The sequence below is a fragment of the Thermomicrobiales bacterium genome, assembly GCA_041390825.1.
In the GTDB taxonomy this organism is placed as follows: Bacteria; Chloroflexota; Chloroflexia; order Thermomicrobiales; family UBA6265; genus JAMLHN01.
The window spans coordinates 61,286-77,758 of the sequence record JAWKPF010000007.1 but is presented as its reverse complement, the minus strand read 5'-3'; the positions used below and the strand labels follow the sequence as shown (position 1 = coordinate 77,758).

Genomic DNA, 16,473 nt, shown 5'->3' with positions numbered 1-16,473 from the left:
GTGCGACGCGGCTTCCGTGCAATAATCCGGCACATGAAAAGGGGAATGTTGAAATCATGATCGATCGATCTGCCGAACAACCTCACCGCCGATCTCCTGGCGCGCGCATCCTGCGTGGAGCGGCAGCGCTGCTTGCCCTCTTGCTCGTTTGGCAGTTGGCAGTGGCGGTGCGTGCCCCTGATGTGTCTGCGGCGCGGTCAGTCGAATGGGCCCAATTCAATGTAGCGATCAAGCTGCTGACGGACGGCAAGCTCTCGGTCACGGAAACGCAAGTGATCGATTTCGAAGAAGGACCGTTTACCGCCGGGTCGCGCACCATTCCACTGGGGAAGGTCGACGGCATCTCTGACGTACGCATCTCCGAGATTGTGGACGGGCAGAAACTGCCGTATGCGCAAGTGAGCACGTTCGAGCGCGAGCCCGGCACGTTCACCGTCAACGAAACCTCATCCGAATTGCTGATCAACTGGGGTTTCAGTCCGACGACCGATGCGACCCGTACATTCGAAATCAGCTATCTGGTCGAAGGCGCGGTTCGCAACTATCCCGATGAAGATCCCCCCAACCAGCAAATCTGGTGGACGGCGATCAGCTCCCAACTCACCAACACCGCCCCGGTGCTCGAATCGACCACATCGATCACTCTCACGCAGCCGGTCGATCCGGCGGAAGTCGTCGTTGGGACCGAGAATCTGCCGATCGAGCCAACCACAACAGACAACCAGACCTGGACCTGGTACGCAACCGATCTCACCGATGGCGACGACCTGACGGTCCGCATTCAGTTTCCACCTCTGGTGAACGTTGCCACTCCGTCCTGGCAAACACGCGACGATGAACAGCGCGCGCAGGACGAGGTCAACGAGCAACGCAGTGCCGTTTACAACCTCGGCTTCCTTGCCCTGGGCGTGCTTGGCGCGCTCGTCGGTGGCATATCGCTCTATGGTCTCTGGTATTCCAAGGGACGCGATCCGCAGGTCGGACCGGTGGCGTCGTTCCTGGCGCATCCCCCCGGAGATTTGCCTCCCGGCGCGGTCGGCGTGTTGCTCGACGAGACTGCCGATCAACGTGACGTGGTGGCCACCCTGGTCGACCTTGGGAATCGCGGCGTGATCAAGATGGAGGAGAGCAGGTCAGAAGGCTTCCTGGGTTTCGGTTCGTCTTCCGATTACGACATCACACTAGTTGACGTTCCGGAAAATGTGCGCCCATTCGAAAAGACGCTCCTGGTTTCGCTTTTTGGCTCTGAGCTCGAAACCGGCAAGCGGGTCAAGATGAGCGATGTCGGAGCGCGTTTCCAGGGAAGCTCCGAACGGATCAAGGACCAGTTGGTCGACGAGGTGGTCGAGCGCAAGTTCTTCGACACCGAACCCGACACGGTGCGCCAGCGCTATCGATCATTTGGCATCGGCGCGCTCGTGCTCGCGATATTGCTCGGATGCATCGGCATTTCCTTCTTCTCGACTTCGGCTCCGATGGTCTGGTTCCCGGTTGTCGTGCTCGGTATCCTGGCGGTGATCCTGATCGTTATCAGCGCGCGCATGCCGAAGAAGACGCACCTTGGCGCCGAAGAAGCCGCGAAGTACCGCGCATTCCGCACCTACCTGGCCGATATCGACAAGTACGAGAACATCGAAGCCAAGAACGACATCTTCCAGCAATACCTGCCATACGCGATCGCGTTTGGTCTCGAGGAGGAGTACACGAACAAGTTCGCGCGTGCCGGTTCGGCCACGCCGACCTGGTACGATCCCGTCCCCGGTGATTGGAGCGACGGCGTGCCGAGCGGGCGGCGTGGCGGCATGGGGCCGGTCATCATCTGGGGCAACAGCCCATTTGGTGGTGGTACCTGGGGCGGTTCGGGCGGCTCCAGGAGCGATGGCGAACGAGGTGGAGGTCTCGACCTTCCTGATCTGCAAGACATGAGCGACTCCACCGCGAGGAATCTGAGCAATTCCAGCAACAGCCTGGCGGGCATGTTGACCGCGGCTGCCGCTGCATTCGGCGCCGCAGCCGCAAGTGGCGGCGGTGGCGGCCGCTCCTTCGGTGGCGGTGGCGGATTTGGCGGCGGGTTCAGTGGCGGAGGCGGCTTCGGCGGCGGCGGTGGATCAGGCGGTGGTGGCGGCGGATTCAGCTAGCACGTCACCATCCCGGGTTTCGATACTCGGAGTACCGATCGACACGATGCGGCGTTCGGAGGTCGAGCGCCGCATCGCTGCGCGTTTGCGCGAAGGCGCCGGAAGCCTGCTGCACATCGCAACCGTCAATCCTGAGTACGTGGTGGCGGCGAATCGTCGTTCCGAGTTCCGCAATGCATTGATCGACGCCAGTCTCTTCGTCCCGGACGGAGTTGGGATCGTCTTGGCGGCCCGGGTGCTGGACCACGAAGTGATCGAGCGCGTCACGGGTGTCGAGTTGGTCGATAGTGTGCTATCCCCTGAAGTGATCCCTGGGGCACGGGTATTCTTGCTCGGGAGTTCGGAGTCTCTGGCCGAACTCCAGGGTCGGTATCCCAGCCGTGTCGTCGGCCGATGGGGGGATGGGTCTTCGGGTCCTGCTGATGACACCGAGTCGATTGCGCGAATTCAGGAACGGAACGCGAACGTCGTAGTCGTTGGCTACGGGGCTCCGGGTCAGGTTCTTTGGATCGAGCGCAACCGGACGGCGCTGGAAGATGCCGGGGTCGCAGTGGCGATCGGGGTTGGGGGCGCGCTCGATTTCCTTTCGGGGAGAGTCGGGCGCGCTCCTGAACTTGTCCAGCGCGCCGGATTCGAGTGGGCATATCGCCTGGCAACACAACCGTGGCGGTGGCGACGGCAACTGGCGCTGCCTGTCTTTGCGGCCATGGTTCTGGAGTCATGGGTCCGGCAGGCTTGCCGAAACTGACATAGCTCATGCCGTATGCTTTGCAGCGATGAACCACTTCGTGAGTCCGGCCATTCATGACCTCTAGCTCGAATCTGCCTGAGTTTTCTCCCGGCGAGGCGCCTTGTAGCTACCACCCGGACGTGATGACCGGGTTGCGGTGCTCCCGCTGCGGGAAGCCCATCTGTTCCAAATGCGGGGTGCGTACCCCGGTCGGTTTGCGCTGCCCGGATTGCGCTGGCGTTCGCGGATTGCCAACATATCGCACCGATTCGAACACCCTCATCAAGTCGGCGATCGCCGGGCTTGCCGTGGCGATTCTCGTCGGCGTGATCCTTGGCTATCTTCCCGAATGGAACTTCTATCTGACATTGGTTCTTGGGTTCGGAGTTGCCGAGACGATGGCGCGGCTATCGAATGAAAAGCGTGGGCTCGACCTGCAAATCGTTGGATGGATTGCAGTGACGCTTGGGCTGGTCATCAGCCGCTGGGTGCTCATGGACCGGCTCGGGCTGCCGTGGGAAGTGGTGCGACAGATGCCTCCCGGTCTGGATCGATTCCTGAATCTCGAGCTCGTGCCCGATGGGGTCGTGGCCGTGATCCCGTTTCTGATCGTCTACCTCCGATTCCGATAGCTTCGGGTCGGAATTGGATCCCCTCGGCGACGATATCGAAGTCGGCAGTTCTGGCGCCTTTGGCGAGCCACCCGCGCCGGCACGGGGTCTGGCCGCGGTGGCGACTGTCATCTTCTTCGGGAGCCTGCTCGGCCGTGTGCTTGGCCTGGTGCGTGAGCAACTGGCAGCCAGCCGCTTCGGGGCCGGGGACCAGATAGCCGCCTTCACCATAGCCGACAACCTCAACACGCTCGTTTTCGATCTCATCTCCAGTGGAATGCTGGAAGCCGCTCTGATACCGGTCTTCGCGGCACTGGTGGCCGCCAGTCCCCGCGGGCGCGACGAATTACGCCGGTTGACCGGGTCGTTGCTGGCGCTTTCGGTCTCCGGCGCTGCGCTCCTGGCAACGTTGGGGGTTCTCTTCGCACCTGCCCTGGTGCGCTTGATGACCTCGATGGGTGATCGAGGCGACCAGCGAGACGCAGCCGCGACCGACCTTGCCATCCAGAACGTGCGGATCGTCCTGCCATCATTGGTCTTTCTGGTTGCCGGCACGGTGATGATCGCCGCGCTCTATGCGGTGCAGCGGCCGGGCGCGCCTTCACTGGGCGGCGCAGCAAGAAACCTCAGTGCAGTCGTATGTATCGTGATCCTGGGCAGTCGCTTTGGAGTCCGTTCCATGGCGATCGGCGTGCTGGCAGGGGCAATGCTGCTGGCAGGCATGCAGTGGCAAAGCCTGCGCCGGGCGCATCTGAGACCGCAACTCGGATACGACCGTTCGATGCCAGAGATACGAGAGATCGGGCGACTCTACTTGCCGGTGTTTCTCGGGTTGATCGTCTCTGCCATCGTGGTGGTCGTCGACCGCAACCTCGCCTGGCGAGCAGAAACCGACGCGGTCGGCGCGATGCGCTACGCCACGACATTGGCTCAGCTTGTGCTTGGGTTGGTGGTGGCGGCCGTCTCACTGGCGGTGCTGCCGCAGCTCTCGTACCACCATGCCAATGACGACGACGGCGGGTTTCGCGACAAGCTGGTTCAGGCGCTCAGCCTCATCACGGTGCTGCTCATACCGGCGGTTGTGGGAATGGCAGTGCTGGCGAAACCCATTGTCGCGTTGTTGTTCGAGCATGGCGAGACGGGCCCTGAGGCGTCCCGGCTGATCGTGGCCGCATTGCTGCTCTATCTCCCGGGCCACCTCTTGGCCGGGTATGACCAGGTCTTGATCTTCTCCTTCTACGCACGCAAGAACACGCTGCTTCCGGTCGCGATCGGTGTCCTCGCGAGCGCGAGTTACATGGTCGTCGCGCTCGGTTTGTTCGACCGATATCAGATGCGAGGGCTGGTGGCTGCCAACTCGGTCCAGTTTGCTGTGCACACCGCGCTCATGTTCTGGTTTGGACGGAGTTTCCTGGGGCGGACCGGGTTCTCCGCGCTCGGCAGCGTGGTCGCCCGGGCCGGTCTTGCGAGCATGCTGATGGGAGTGTTGGTCTGGTCGGTCTGGCGCGCGATCGAACGCCGAACTGTTGCGACACCGGGGGCGGAACTGATCGATGTCGTTGTGCCCGTCGGTGTCGGAATCTGCGCGTATCTGATTTTCGCGAGGTTCGTCCGGCTCGGTGAACTGAGTTCGTTCCTGTCGGTCGTCCGGCGGCGTTTCAGTTCGCAGGGGCGTTGAGCCGGCTTCCGACGAACCGCTCTCCAATGCGGTGCGCTTCGTCCCAGACGTCTGCGAATGGCACGCCATGCTCCCTTGCCAGTCGCGCGCAGTCGTCGTATTCGGGCGTCGCGTTGCTGACCCGCTCGTCGATCACCTTGAGTTTGAGGGCGACCTCACCGAATCGGGTGGCAACCGTGCGGAACGAGCGGTCGGCCTTCACGCGATCGATTGGGATGGCCCTGACGCCGAGCGACGTCGAGTTGCGCAAGATCACATCGCTGAGCTCGGCGCGGAGTCTCGCCGGCGCCAGTAGCGAAACCATGGTTCCTGGGCGCAGCTTCTTCATCTGCACTGGGGTCAGCCAGACTTCCAGCGCACCTGCCTCATAGAGACGCTCGGCCAGCAGTTCGAACGCCTGCGGGTTCATGTCGTCGATGTTGGTTTCCAGCAGCAATTCACGCTCTTGCTCGTGCGGCGTGGCGTAGTCGGCAGCGGAGAGGTAGACGCGTAGAGCGTTAGGCCAGGGGAGTTGCATCGTTCCAAAGCCGTATCCCACTCGACCGCCGCGAAATGGCTCCGTGACCGGGGCTGCGGTCGCGCCGATGATGGCGGCGCCGGTGGGTGTCAAGAGCTCCGCGCGTACTTCACTGTCGGCAGGGCCGGGCGGAACGATGGGGAGACCGGTTCGCGCAAGGATCTCCGCAGTCGCGGGCGCTGGCACTGGGAGACGGCCGTGACTCGTCATAACGAATCCATGCCCTGTTCGCAGCGGCAAGGTGGATGCTGTCTCGACGCCGAGCAACTCGAACCCAATGGCGGCTCCACAGATGTCCACGATCGAATCGACCGCTCCCACCTCGTGAAAATGCACCCGCTCGACCGGTGTCCGATGCACACGCGCCTCGGCCTCGGCCACCAGCTCGAACATCGAGATCGCGCGCGCCTTCATCCCATCGGGCAGTGCTGATGCCGTGATGAGTGTGCGAATCTCCGCCCAGTCCCGGTGCGGTTGATCTGGCTCCAGATCGACCGTGACCCTGGCGCCATGCACGCTGTTCTGCTCGACGGTCTCGGCCGAGATGTCCCAGCCGTTCGACAGGACGAGGCTTAGGTGGTCGCGAAGCGCGTCGATCGAGAGACCGAGATCGACGAGCGCGCCCAGCACCATATCACCGCTGGCGCCGGAGTAGGGGTCGAAGAGTATCGCGGGCACGAATCAGTCCATTCTTGCAGTCTGCGTATCATTCGCGACGATTGTGCCCGATTCGAGTCGACCGTGAGGAGTGTGAACCGTGTCCGCCATCAGTGATCCCGACAATCGAACATATGGCGGCCATTCGATGTGGGAGCCGCTGCGCCGGGTCATGGTGCGGCAACCCGGTCTCCCCGGTTCCGACAGCGATTGGCGCGACCTCGCCTATTTCCATCCGCCCGATCAGGCTCGGTCGGAAGCCGAACACGCTGCCTTTGTCGATCTCCTGAAGGCAAGCGGGGCTGAAGTGGTCATTGCGCCACCGGACGAACCCGGATATCTCGACGCGGTCTTCTGCTATGACCCGTCGCTGATGACCAACGGAGGGGCCATCCTGCTGCGGCCGGGCAAACCGCAGCGTGTCGATGAAGTGGCCTTTCATGCCAGGACGTATGCCGACATAGGAGTGCCGATTCTGGGAGCTATCGAGGCGCCAGGCACGGTCGAAGGCGGTGACACGCTCTGGATCGACGAGACGACGCTTGCTGTCGGCCGCGGGTATCGCACGAATCGCGAAGGGATACGACAGCTCCAGGCGATCGTCGAGCCGCTCGGCGTCACGGTGGTCAGCTATGACTTGCCGCACTATCACGGACCGGGAGAGTGCCTTCACCTGATGTCGTTCATCAGCCCTGTCGACGACAGGTTGGCCGTGGTCTATTTGCCGCTCATGCCGGTGCAACTGGTGGAAGACCTGCAGGAGCGTGGTTGGCGCTTCATCGAGGTTCCCGATGAAGAGTTCGAGCCGATGGCATGCAATGTGCTTGCGGTCGGCCCGAGCGACGTCATCACCATGGACGGGAACCCTGTGACCCGGGGACGAATGGAAACGGCGGGATGCCGGGTGCGGGTCTATCCAGGCCAGGAAATCTCGTACAACCGGGCAGGAGGTCCTACCTGCCTGAGCCGGCCACTCTGGCGAAAGGCTTGACGATTCGCCATATTTCCGCGTACCGTCAGGGAATCTCGAAAATCGAGAACGAACGGAGGCGCAGGCATCGGGCCGTCGCGCCGCCTTTGCGAAAGTCAGAATTGGAGTGACCGTTGATCGAGAACGAGCACACCGTGGATGTTTCCCGCGATCCTTTGGTTGACGAGCTTTCGCAGCTTGCGCCAGCCGAAGTTTGGAGCCGGTACAAAGACGGGCGGATCTCCCGCCGTGATCTCACCAAACTCTTTGGAGCCATCGGGCTTGCGGCCATGGGCGCCAAACTCATGGGCGGAGAGGCCCTGGCCCAGACCGAGCTGAACGCGATCGTCTGGGAGGGGTACACCGCCGAGGCATTTGCCAAGACCTGGGAAGATGCCAACGACGCCAAGATCAATTCGACTTTCATGGCATCGTCGGACGACGCATTCGCGCAGTTGCAAGCCGGCGGCGGCAGCAACTTCGACCTGGTTACAGCTTCGAACGACCTGACCCAGCGCCTCGTCGACGCGCAACTGGTGCAAGAAATCGACCCGAGCAAGCTGAGCAATTTCCCAGACCTTGTCGAGCAATTCCAGCGTCCTCCGTATATCTATTTCGGTGACAAGCTCTACGGCGCGAACTTCGCGTGGGGCCCGACCGTCATGCTGTACAACACAGAGGCCATCACGGAAGCGCCCACCTCCTGGAGAGCATTGCTCGATGAGCAGTATTCGGGGCGCATTGCCACCTGGAATGCCCCGATCCAGATCGCGCAGTACGCATTGCTGCTCGATCCCGTACCTGCAGATCCCTATATGCTCGACGATGCCCAGCTCGCGGCCGTGAAGGACATGTTGATGGCCCAGCGTCCGCTGGTGCGCGCCTACTGGAACTTCGGCGGCGAGCTGGCCGAGCTCTATGTCAACGGCGAGATCGATATCTCCGACGCATGGCCGTATGCCACCATCCAGGCGAAGGCCGGCGGAGCGCCGGTGGCAGAGGTCTGGCCGTCGGAAGGCGTGACGGGTTGGTCGGACTCCTGGATGATCACGACTGGCGCGCAGAACGTCGATCTCTGCTATTCATGGATCGACTTTATGATCGGTCCCGATGGACAGATGGGCGTACTGGAAGGGAACAAGTACGCAATCACCAACCAGAAGGTGATCGACTCCCTCCCAGAGGACCTCCGGGCCGAGCTCTACATGGACGACATCGCCACGTGGTACAACAAGATCCTCATGTGGAAGAACGTCCCGAACATGGACGCGTGGCTGCAGGTCTGGCAGGAGGCAACGGCCTCCTAGCGTGCCGCACGTACCAGTCCAGGAGCGGAGGGCGCCTGGCGTCCTCCGCTCCCTGTTTCGGCCGATCCTGTCGGAGTTGCATTGACCACCACGCTCGCGGAACCGAAGAGCACCACTGAACGTCGCCCCGGAGAGCTGGCGCGCGGATTGGCGCTGCTCGCGCCGCCAGTGGTCTGGATGCTCATCTTCTACCTGGTTCCGCTCATCATCCTGCTTGTCTACGCGTTCTGGTCGGTCGACTACCTGACCGTCGTGCGCGAATTCACGCTCGAAAACTTCGATACCATCATCAGCAACGAGCTCTATCCGCGAGTGATCGCGCGCACGATCGCCATCGCGGCGATCGTGACTTTTTTCGACATTCTGCTCGCGTTTCCGATCGCGTACTTTCTCGCCCGCAAGGTGACGCAACACCGCGAGCTGCTGCTGATGCTCGTCATTTTTCCCCTTTGGAGCTCCTACCTCGTGCGAGCGTTCGCGTGGCGCACGATTCTTGGTACCAACGGCATTCTCAACACCTTCCTCGAATGGGCGCATATCACGAACGAACCGCTCACCATTCTCCTTTTCTCGAAGGAAGCGATGGTGCTGACCTTCTCGCAGGTCTGGTTGCCCTTCATGATCTTGCCGCTCTACACCGTGCTCGACCAGTTGCCGAAGTCGCTCCTGGAAGCAGGGGCGGATCTCGGTGGGAACGGTTGGCAAACCTTCCGCCGCATCATCCTGCCATTGGCCTTGCCCGGCGTGGTGGCCGGCAGCCTGAGCGTGTTCAGTCTGACGATGGGCGACTACATCACACCCACACTCATCGGCGGACCTGGTGATCAGCTCATTGGCAAGATCATTGCCGACAACTTCGGCACTGCCAACAACTGGCCCCTTGGGGCGGCGCTCGTCTTCCCGCTGCTGATCGTCATCTTCGCGATGCTGCTGATAGCCAATCGCCTTGGCGCGTTGGGACGGAGTTCGGTATGAGCGCATCGTTGCCGATCAACAAGCCGCCGCGCGACTGGAGCAAATGGGGACTCGGCATTGCTTCGTTGTTGATCTATGGGTTTCTCTATCTGCCGATCTTCGTGGTCATCCTCTATTCGTTCAGCGCCACGAAGGTGAATGCCTGGCCAATTCAGGGATATACGCTCGACTGGTACCGCGAATTGCGGGCCGATACCGAGATTCGCAATGCCATTGGATTGTCAGTGCGGCTCGGCCTGGTGGCCGCGCTCTCGTCGCTCGTGCTCGGCACGCTCGGCGCATTAGCGCTCGACCGATACCGGTTTCCCGGCAAGCCCGCCATCCGCTTCCTTATCGTCTTGCCCATCACGTTGCCGGGAATCGTCACCGGTATCGCGTTGCTTGCGTTTTTCTCGCTGACTGACAAGCCGCTGGCGCAATGGACCATTCACATCGCCGGGCTTTCCTTCCCGATTCCTCTGATCATCGCCCACATCACATTCTCGATCACCCTGGTGTTGAGCACGGTGGCCGCACGGCTCTTTCAGCTGCCGCCATCGCTGGGCGAGGCGTCCGCCGATCTGGGCGCGTCGCCATGGCGCACGTTTCGCAAGGTCACGCTGCCGCTCATCTTTCCGGCGATGCTCTCCGGCGCAATACTGGCGTTTACCCTTTCGTTCGACGAAGTGGTGGTTTCGCTCTTTCTCAAGGGGCGAGACAATACATTGCCATTGTTGATCTGGGGTCGATTGCGTCTTGGGCTTTCGCCCGAGATCAACGCCGCGGCCACCATCATCACCGCGGTTTCGCTGGTCGGCATCGTGTCGTCGACCGTTCTCTTGGGACGCACCTTCTGGTCAGGGGGACCGGGCAATGAGTGAATCGACCGTCAATCCTCCTCGTTCGACTGCGACCGGTGTGCCGAGTGTGCAGATCGATCATCTCTACAAGGATTACGGATCGACACGCGCGGTCGATGGAATCTCACTCACGGTCGGGCAAGGAGAGTTCTTGACGCTGCTCGGACCATCCGGGTGTGGGAAAACCACGACGCTGCGCATGATTGGCGGGTTCGAGTACCCGACCGCCGGCAGTATCGCCATCAATGGCGAGCCTATGGGCAACCGGCCACCGTATCGGCGCCCGGTCAACACGGTCTTTCAAAGCTACGCGCTCTTTCCCCACATGTCCGTTGGCCAGAATGTCGGATACGGGTTGGAAATGGCCGGGGTTCCGAAGAAAGAACGTCAACGCCGCGTGGGGGAGGCGCTCGAACTGGTGCGTCTGCCGCACGTCGAAAACCGCAAACCGTCCCAACTCTCTGGTGGGCAACAACAGCGAATCGCGCTTGCGCGAGCGCTTGTGAATCGTCCGCATGTCCTGCTTCTCGACGAGCCGCTCGGCGCGCTCGACCTCAAGCTTCGCAAGGCAATGCAGCTGGAGTTGAAGAGCCTGAACCGGGAGGTTGGCATCACCTTCATCTACGTCACGCACGACCAGGATGAAGCCCTGACGATGTCGGACCGGATTGCAGTCATGAATGCCGGCAAGATCCTGCAGCTCGGCGATCCCCGCGAGATCTACGAGCATCCCAGAAGCCGTTTCGTGGCGGACTTCATTGGCGAAACGAACATGTTGCGTGGAACGCTGTCTTCAGTCGACGGCAGCACCGCCACAATCGAGCTTCCGTCCGTCGGGGCAATTCGCGCGCTGGCCAATCAGGTCGCAGTTTCAGCCAAACCAGGAGATTCGCTCGAGGTCTCGATCCGGCCCGAGCGGATGTCGTTGCATCGTCCCGAGGATGTGCACGGGGACCATGCCGGGGAAAACCGGCTCGACGGGGTCATCGCCGATGCGATCTATCTTGGAACCCACACGACGCTCATAGTTCGCTTTGCGGACGGTCAAAGCGCGGCAGTTCACCTTCAGAACAGTGCCGTGCAACCGCGCGAGTTTTCGCTCGGTGATGGAGCCACCGTGCTCTTCTCACACCAAAGCGCTGCCGTGCTCGAAGGCGAGTGAAAGAAAGTCAGAATCGGCTTCTGGCGCCCCTAACGCGAACTTCTTGATCGAAAACAACGAAAAAGTGCGGTTTGGAACGCTCCTATTTGGAGCTTGACATGTCGCGATTTCACTGTACAATCCTGCCACCTTGAAAAAATTCACAGGGCTTTGTTCGCCTTTCCACATCGTCTGTGGGGTAGGGGTTGGGATGAATGGATAGTTCTGCTCGGTATCGTTCTGTCGACTGTTTGACCATCATCGAACAGCGGCTGCCGGCTTTGCACGGAGCATCGCGCCGTGTGGCCGAGGCCATTGTTCGGGACCCCTGGTCGATTCTCGGAATGACTATTTACGACGTGGCTGCCGCTGCTGGCGTCTCGCTTCCGTCGGTCACCCGCTTCTGCCGCGCGGTCGGTTACACCGGCTTCCGCGAGCTGGTGCAAGGTATCGCTCAGTCGCTCGGGCGTCTCGAAGCAAAAGACCTGGAGAACGCCGAGCAGGCGGCCGATTCGCCAAACGCAATTCCAGATGTGGTTCGTGCGGTTGTCCGGCAACAAGTCGAAGCACTGCAGGTGACCGCTCGCACGATCGATCTCGAAGCGATCAACGCGGCAACCCAGGCCATTGCGAAAGCCCAGCATGTCTATGTGCTCGGTCATGGCGCCGCTCATGTGCCGGCGCTCGGGATGGCCGTCAAGCTGAACTGGGCCGGTGTAGCCGCAGTGGCTACTCCACTCGACATGTTCACGAACCAGGTCGTTGCACTTGGGCCGAACGATGTGGTGGTTGGTCTCTCACATCAGGGCCGCACACGGGACACGATCGACATGTTGGCGCTGGCGCACGATTTGGGCGCGACGACGATCGGCATTTCCACGGTGCCGCAGTCGCCGCTCGGCGCGGTTTCGGACATTTCCATCGCGGTGCTGACACCAGAGGCGGCTCGGGCCGGGACGTTCCTGATTGCATTCGACACCCTGATGGTGATCGCCGACGTGCTCGCGGCGCTCGTTTCCGAGACAAAGTGGGCCGGTTCTCCGCCGAATCGCGGCGACGTGGTCGAGTGGATCGAGACGAAGCTGCGTGTTGGACCGCTGCCGCGTGACAAGAGCGGGATTTCCCGCTACGAACGAGTCGAAACGCCGGAGGCCGAGCTCGTTGTCGGATGACGCGCAGGGAGGGTCGGTTCGAACGGACGTCGAGGAACTGCTCCAGGAGCTGACTGAACGTGATGACGACGTCGTCCAGCTGACAATCGATCTGATCACCGCTCGGAGTCCGAATCCTCCCGGAGACGAAACAGCGCCCGCGAACGTCATCATCGATACGTGCCGGGCGCTCGGCTTGCCGCAACCGGTTGTCGTGGAAGCCGACGTCACGCGCCCAAACCTGATGCTCACGCTCGAGGGGAATGGCCCGGGACCGCACCTGGCGTTTTGCGGTCACACGGACACTAAGCCCGCTGGCGACGCCATATCTGAATGGCGAACCGACCCATATGTCGGAACGACAATCGGGGACCGGCTCTATGGGCTCGGTTCGACCGACATGAAGGGCGCGCTGGCCGCGATGCTCTATGCAGCGGAGTGGTTGCAGCGTCACGCGAATCTCTGGTCAGGAAAAGTCAGTTTCTTGTTCAGCGCGGACGAAGAATATGGCAGCGCCTATGGCGCCCACTTCCTTGCCAAGGAGGGGGTACTGGCCGGCATCGACGCGATCATCCTGGGAGAACCTTCGGGCATCCACGAAGACTGGGACGCAATTCGCATCGTTTCTCGAGGCGCGTCCTGCTTCGAGGTCGTGGTCCGCGGAACTCAGATGCATTCATCGCTTTCTGATTCGCTCGGTGCGATCAATGCCGTCGAAGCGATGGCGCGACTCATGGTTTGCTTCCGGGATGAACTCGAGCTGCGCTATCCCGAGCATCCGCTCTGCCCTGCGGGCCCCACGATCAACATTGGTGTCCGCACAGTGGGCGGCGTCGGGTACGGAGTCGTGCCAGGCCAGGCGACCTTCTACTCTGACATCCGCACACTCCCTGGCATGGACCAGGAGACATTTCGTGAGGACATCCAGGCTGCAATCGACCGATGCTCGCCGGTACTGAATGGCGCAACGGCGACGGTTGTCTGGCCGGAGGGAATGAGCTGGTCGGCTGCGACCGAGGTGGCTCCCGATCATCCGGCGGTTGTCGCGTCTCGCCGGGCGGCCCGTGCTGTGCTCGGGCATGAGGCGCCGATTGCTGCGTTTACTGGTGGAACCGACGCTATTGCATTTCAGGGTCTCGCCGGCATCCCGACCCTGGCGGCGCTAGGGCCCGGCTTGTTGCCGCTTGCGCATGGACCCAACGAGTGGGTGAGCCTGATCAGTCTCCGCCAGGCGATGCGCATCTACGTGCTGACGGCCATCGAGTACAGCAGGTTGGTGTAAGCGAGCGGCATTGGCGAGGGCGCATGGGAGTCGAACCCACCGGCGCCGGGATCACCGCCGCCCGCACAGTTTTGAAGACTGGGAAGGCCACCGGGCCCTTTCCGCCCCCATACCGCGGTGTAGCATATGCGCAAGCGGACGCTGAGTCGACAGCGCGCCCGTGGGCGTGAGCGTCTGCGATCGAATCGACATCATTCGCTGAGTGCATGAATCAATGGGCAAATTCAAGAGCGGTGGCGGAATCCCATTTTACTACTGGTTTCTGAGCGGACTTGTCCTCGGTTTGCTGATGGGCTGGTTCTTTCACGGCACGATCAACATGATCCTGCGCATGCTCCTGTTGGTGGGTGTCATTGCGGTCATCGTGCTCGGGGTCTACCTCTGGCAAAAATCGAGTGGCTCGAACAGTTCGAGTGGGGTAGTGTCGGATATCCCCGAAGCAAATTGGCGAGACATCGACCCGTCGGGTCGAAAGTAGGAGCCATCGTCTGGCGTCCTGGATCGTATTGATCGGCGTTCTCTTTGGCGTCGGCATCTTGCTCGGGTTCATCGGCGCCGGTGGTGGAGGCGTGCTGATCGGGTTGCTCAGCGGGGTTTTCGGGCTCGAGATCGATAGGGCCATCGGCACCGCCCTGGCTGCCATGTGCGTTGTCACAATCTTTGGCGCGGTTTCCCACTATCGCGAAGGGCACGTTGCCACCCGGATCGGACTCATCGTCGGCATCACGGGAGTCCTCGGCGCCGCCATGGGCGCCGAGTTCGGTCAGCTCGTGCCCAATCGGGTGCTCGAGCTCGGCGCCGGACTGACGCTTTGGTCATTGGCGGGCCTGGTTTGGTACCGCACGCGCATCGTCGCCCGTAGCCCCCGCACAGAATTTGACCGGCCCCCATTGACGCGGGGAGAGGAGCTCGTCCGCGGCGTTGCGCTTGGAGGAACCGGAGGGATTGCAGCCGGGTTCTTCGGTGTCGGGATGGCGCCGTATCTCCAGTTAGGCTTTCTGACGGCGTTGCGGCTCACGCTCGTGCAAACGATTGGCACGACTATGCTGACGCTTGTGTTCATCAGCGGGTCGGCCGCGACGGTGCTCGCACGACACGGAGACGTTTCCGGACGTCATCTCGTTGCGGCGGTGATTGGCCTGTCGAGCGGATCGTATCTCGGCGCGAAGTTCACCGCGCGGGCTCCGTACCGGCTGTTGCGGGCGACGGTCGTGGCGGTGCCACTCATTGCCGGCGCGATGGTCCTCTTTCTCTAGCCCGGAACGGGACACAGATCACCAGGCGGGTACAATCGGGAGGGATGGCCGGGCGAGAGCCCTGTCTCCAAAGGTTCGAATTGTTCAGGAGCTCATGCGCATGACCGTTGCGTTCACAAAAGAGGACGTTCGCGAAGGCCTCAAACAGGTCTACGATCCGGAGATCGGTATCAACATCGTCGATCTCGGTCTTGTCTACGACGCCGACATTTCCGAAGCGGGTGACGTGCTCGTTACGATGACATTGACGTCGCTGGGATGCCCACTTGGACCAGTCATTGTTCAGGAAGTCCAGGGAGCGTTGCGCGAGTTTCCGAACATCGGGGACATCGATGTCAAACTGGTTTGGAGTCCGCCCTGGTCGCCTGACATGATGAGTGAGGACGCGAAAGACGAGCTGGGGATGTGGTAGCCGTCTGCGAGCGAAGGCATTCAGCTATTTCGCGGTTGTTTGTGCCACGCGCCGAGCCGTTCCCGACTACAATGCACGCGGCACGGAATCATTACCGGACCGCGGTCCAGTTGTGCGTGTCGTTTGGCGCTTCTACGGGAGCGGCAGTGGGAGGATCCTCGGGCGTGTTGTCCGGATTGGGAGGGCGAGCGTAGATGGCGAAGCGATTTTTCTCGATGACGGGCATTGCCGTTGTCGTCTTGATCGTTCTCGCGGCGTGCGGATCGCCGAATGACGACGAGCCGCATCCAACCGTGACCCGCATCGCCAGCCCGATCAATGCTCCCGTGCTCAGTCCCACTCCGGAGGAGGGGGCAGAGCCAACTGCCGCGCCAACCGAAGAAGCCGGTGGAGATTCAGGGAACGCAACAGCCGATGCGGGTGATGGCAGTCAGGAAGTAACCATCGTCGGACATGACATCTACTTCGATCCAGCTGAAGTCAAGGTTAAAGCCGGGAAGGTGACCTTCATTCTTCCGAACGAAGGCGCTGCCGAGCACGACTTCAGCATCGATGCGTTGGATATCCACGTGAATATGCCTGCAGGAACCACACAGACACTCGAAGTGGACATCCCGGCAGGCACGTATGACTTCTACTGCAACATTCCTGGGCACAAGGACGCAGGAATGGTTGGCACCTTGGTGGTCGAGTAATTCCACCTTCGTAGTACGAATCAGCGTGGTGATTGTCTGACGGAGCGCACAACGTGCGCTACACTAGCGCTGATAACGAAACGTATGCCCTGTTAATGTCCGTATTCAATCGAT

At 61.4% G+C, this 16,473-nt stretch carries 16 protein-coding genes and 1 tRNA gene; 15 read left to right on the top strand and 2 right to left on the bottom strand.

Annotation, left to right across the window (positions count from 1 at the left end; all coding sequences use genetic code 11):
- Positions 1-56: 56 nt before the first annotated feature.
- The 4 genes from R2855_03800 (at position 57) to murJ (ending at position 5,157) form a co-directional block, all read left to right on the top strand.
- Complete coding sequence (locus R2855_03800) at positions 57-2,138, top strand: DUF2207 domain-containing protein (GenBank protein MEZ4530133.1); 2,082 nt, start codon at positions 57-59, stop codon at positions 2,136-2,138.
- A 46-nt stretch (positions 2,139-2,184) separates the two neighbouring features.
- Entirely contained in the window at positions 2,185-2,886 is a 702-nt protein-coding gene (locus R2855_03795) for a WecB/TagA/CpsF family glycosyltransferase (protein ID MEZ4530132.1), read from the top strand.
- A gap of 230 nt (positions 2,887-3,116) precedes the next feature.
- Positions 3,117-3,500, top strand: coding sequence for a hypothetical protein (locus R2855_03790; protein ID MEZ4530131.1), 384 nt, complete (start codon positions 3,117-3,119; stop codon positions 3,498-3,500).
- Between the two features lie 13 nt (positions 3,501-3,513).
- The gene (gene murJ / locus R2855_03785) at positions 3,514-5,157 is read left to right on the top strand and encodes a murein biosynthesis integral membrane protein MurJ (protein ID MEZ4530130.1); all 1,644 of its coding nucleotides are present in this window, start codon (positions 3,514-3,516) and stop codon (positions 5,155-5,157) included.
- Here murJ and larC read toward each other — a convergent pair.
- Positions 5,138-6,352: a nickel pincer cofactor biosynthesis protein LarC gene (larC, locus tag R2855_03780; GenBank protein MEZ4530129.1), complete on the bottom strand. Its 1,215-nt coding sequence runs from the start codon at positions 6,350-6,352 to the stop codon at positions 5,138-5,140. The genes murJ and larC overlap by 20 nt on opposite strands.
- Positions 6,353-6,431: 79 nt before the next feature.
- Here larC and R2855_03775 point away from each other — a divergent pair, with 79 nt between their 5' ends.
- From R2855_03775 to R2855_03745, 7 genes are all read left to right on the top strand, one after another.
- Positions 6,432-7,322, top strand: a complete 891-nt coding sequence (locus tag R2855_03775; GenBank protein ID MEZ4530128.1) for an arginine deiminase family protein — start codon at positions 6,432-6,434, stop codon at positions 7,320-7,322.
- Between the two features lie 113 nt (positions 7,323-7,435).
- Positions 7,436-8,608: an extracellular solute-binding protein gene (locus tag R2855_03770; protein ID MEZ4530127.1), complete on the top strand. Its 1,173-nt coding sequence runs from the start codon at positions 7,436-7,438 to the stop codon at positions 8,606-8,608.
- 81 nt (positions 8,609-8,689) lie between these two features.
- The gene (locus R2855_03765; protein ID MEZ4530126.1) at positions 8,690-9,583 is read left to right on the top strand and encodes an ABC transporter permease; all 894 of its coding nucleotides are present in this window, start codon (positions 8,690-8,692) and stop codon (positions 9,581-9,583) included.
- Entirely contained in the window at positions 9,580-10,443 is an 864-nt protein-coding gene (locus R2855_03760) for an ABC transporter permease (protein ID MEZ4530125.1), read from the top strand. The genes R2855_03765 and R2855_03760 overlap by 4 nt, the downstream gene beginning before the upstream one ends.
- Positions 10,436-11,584, top strand: a complete 1,149-nt coding sequence (locus tag R2855_03755; protein MEZ4530124.1) for an ABC transporter ATP-binding protein — start codon at positions 10,436-10,438, stop codon at positions 11,582-11,584. The genes R2855_03760 and R2855_03755 overlap by 8 nt, the downstream gene beginning before the upstream one ends.
- Before the next feature lie 194 nt (positions 11,585-11,778).
- Positions 11,779-12,735 (top strand): MurR/RpiR family transcriptional regulator, encoded by a 957-nt coding sequence (locus R2855_03750; protein ID MEZ4530123.1) that lies wholly within the window; start codon positions 11,779-11,781, stop codon positions 12,733-12,735.
- Positions 12,725-13,996 carry a M20 family metallopeptidase gene (locus R2855_03745; GenBank protein ID MEZ4530122.1) on the top strand — a complete coding sequence of 424 codons (1,272 nt, stop codon included), beginning with the start codon at positions 12,725-12,727 and terminating at the stop codon, positions 13,994-13,996. Before R2855_03750 ends, R2855_03745 begins: the two co-directional genes overlap by 11 nt.
- Positions 13,997-14,007: 11 nt before the next feature.
- Here the strand turns inward: R2855_03745 and R2855_03740 are convergent.
- Positions 14,008-14,105: transfer RNA gene (locus R2855_03740), tRNA-Sec, on the bottom strand.
- 105 nt (positions 14,106-14,210) lie between these two features.
- Here R2855_03740 and R2855_03735 point away from each other — a divergent pair.
- From R2855_03735 to R2855_03720, 4 genes are all read left to right on the top strand, one after another.
- A complete protein-coding gene (locus R2855_03735; GenBank protein MEZ4530121.1) occupies positions 14,211-14,474 on the top strand; it encodes a hypothetical protein in 264 nt (87 codons plus the stop codon).
- Between the two features lie 28 nt (positions 14,475-14,502).
- On the top strand, positions 14,503-15,252 hold the full coding sequence (locus R2855_03730; GenBank protein ID MEZ4530120.1) for a sulfite exporter TauE/SafE family protein: 750 nt from the start codon (positions 14,503-14,505) through the stop codon (positions 15,250-15,252).
- Between the two features lie 100 nt (positions 15,253-15,352).
- The gene (locus R2855_03725; protein MEZ4530119.1) at positions 15,353-15,664 is read left to right on the top strand and encodes a metal-sulfur cluster assembly factor; all 312 of its coding nucleotides are present in this window, start codon (positions 15,353-15,355) and stop codon (positions 15,662-15,664) included.
- A gap of 194 nt (positions 15,665-15,858) precedes the next feature.
- Positions 15,859-16,359, top strand: a complete 501-nt coding sequence (locus R2855_03720; protein MEZ4530118.1) for a cupredoxin domain-containing protein — start codon at positions 15,859-15,861, stop codon at positions 16,357-16,359.
- The last annotated feature ends 114 nt before the right edge of the window (positions 16,360-16,473 follow it).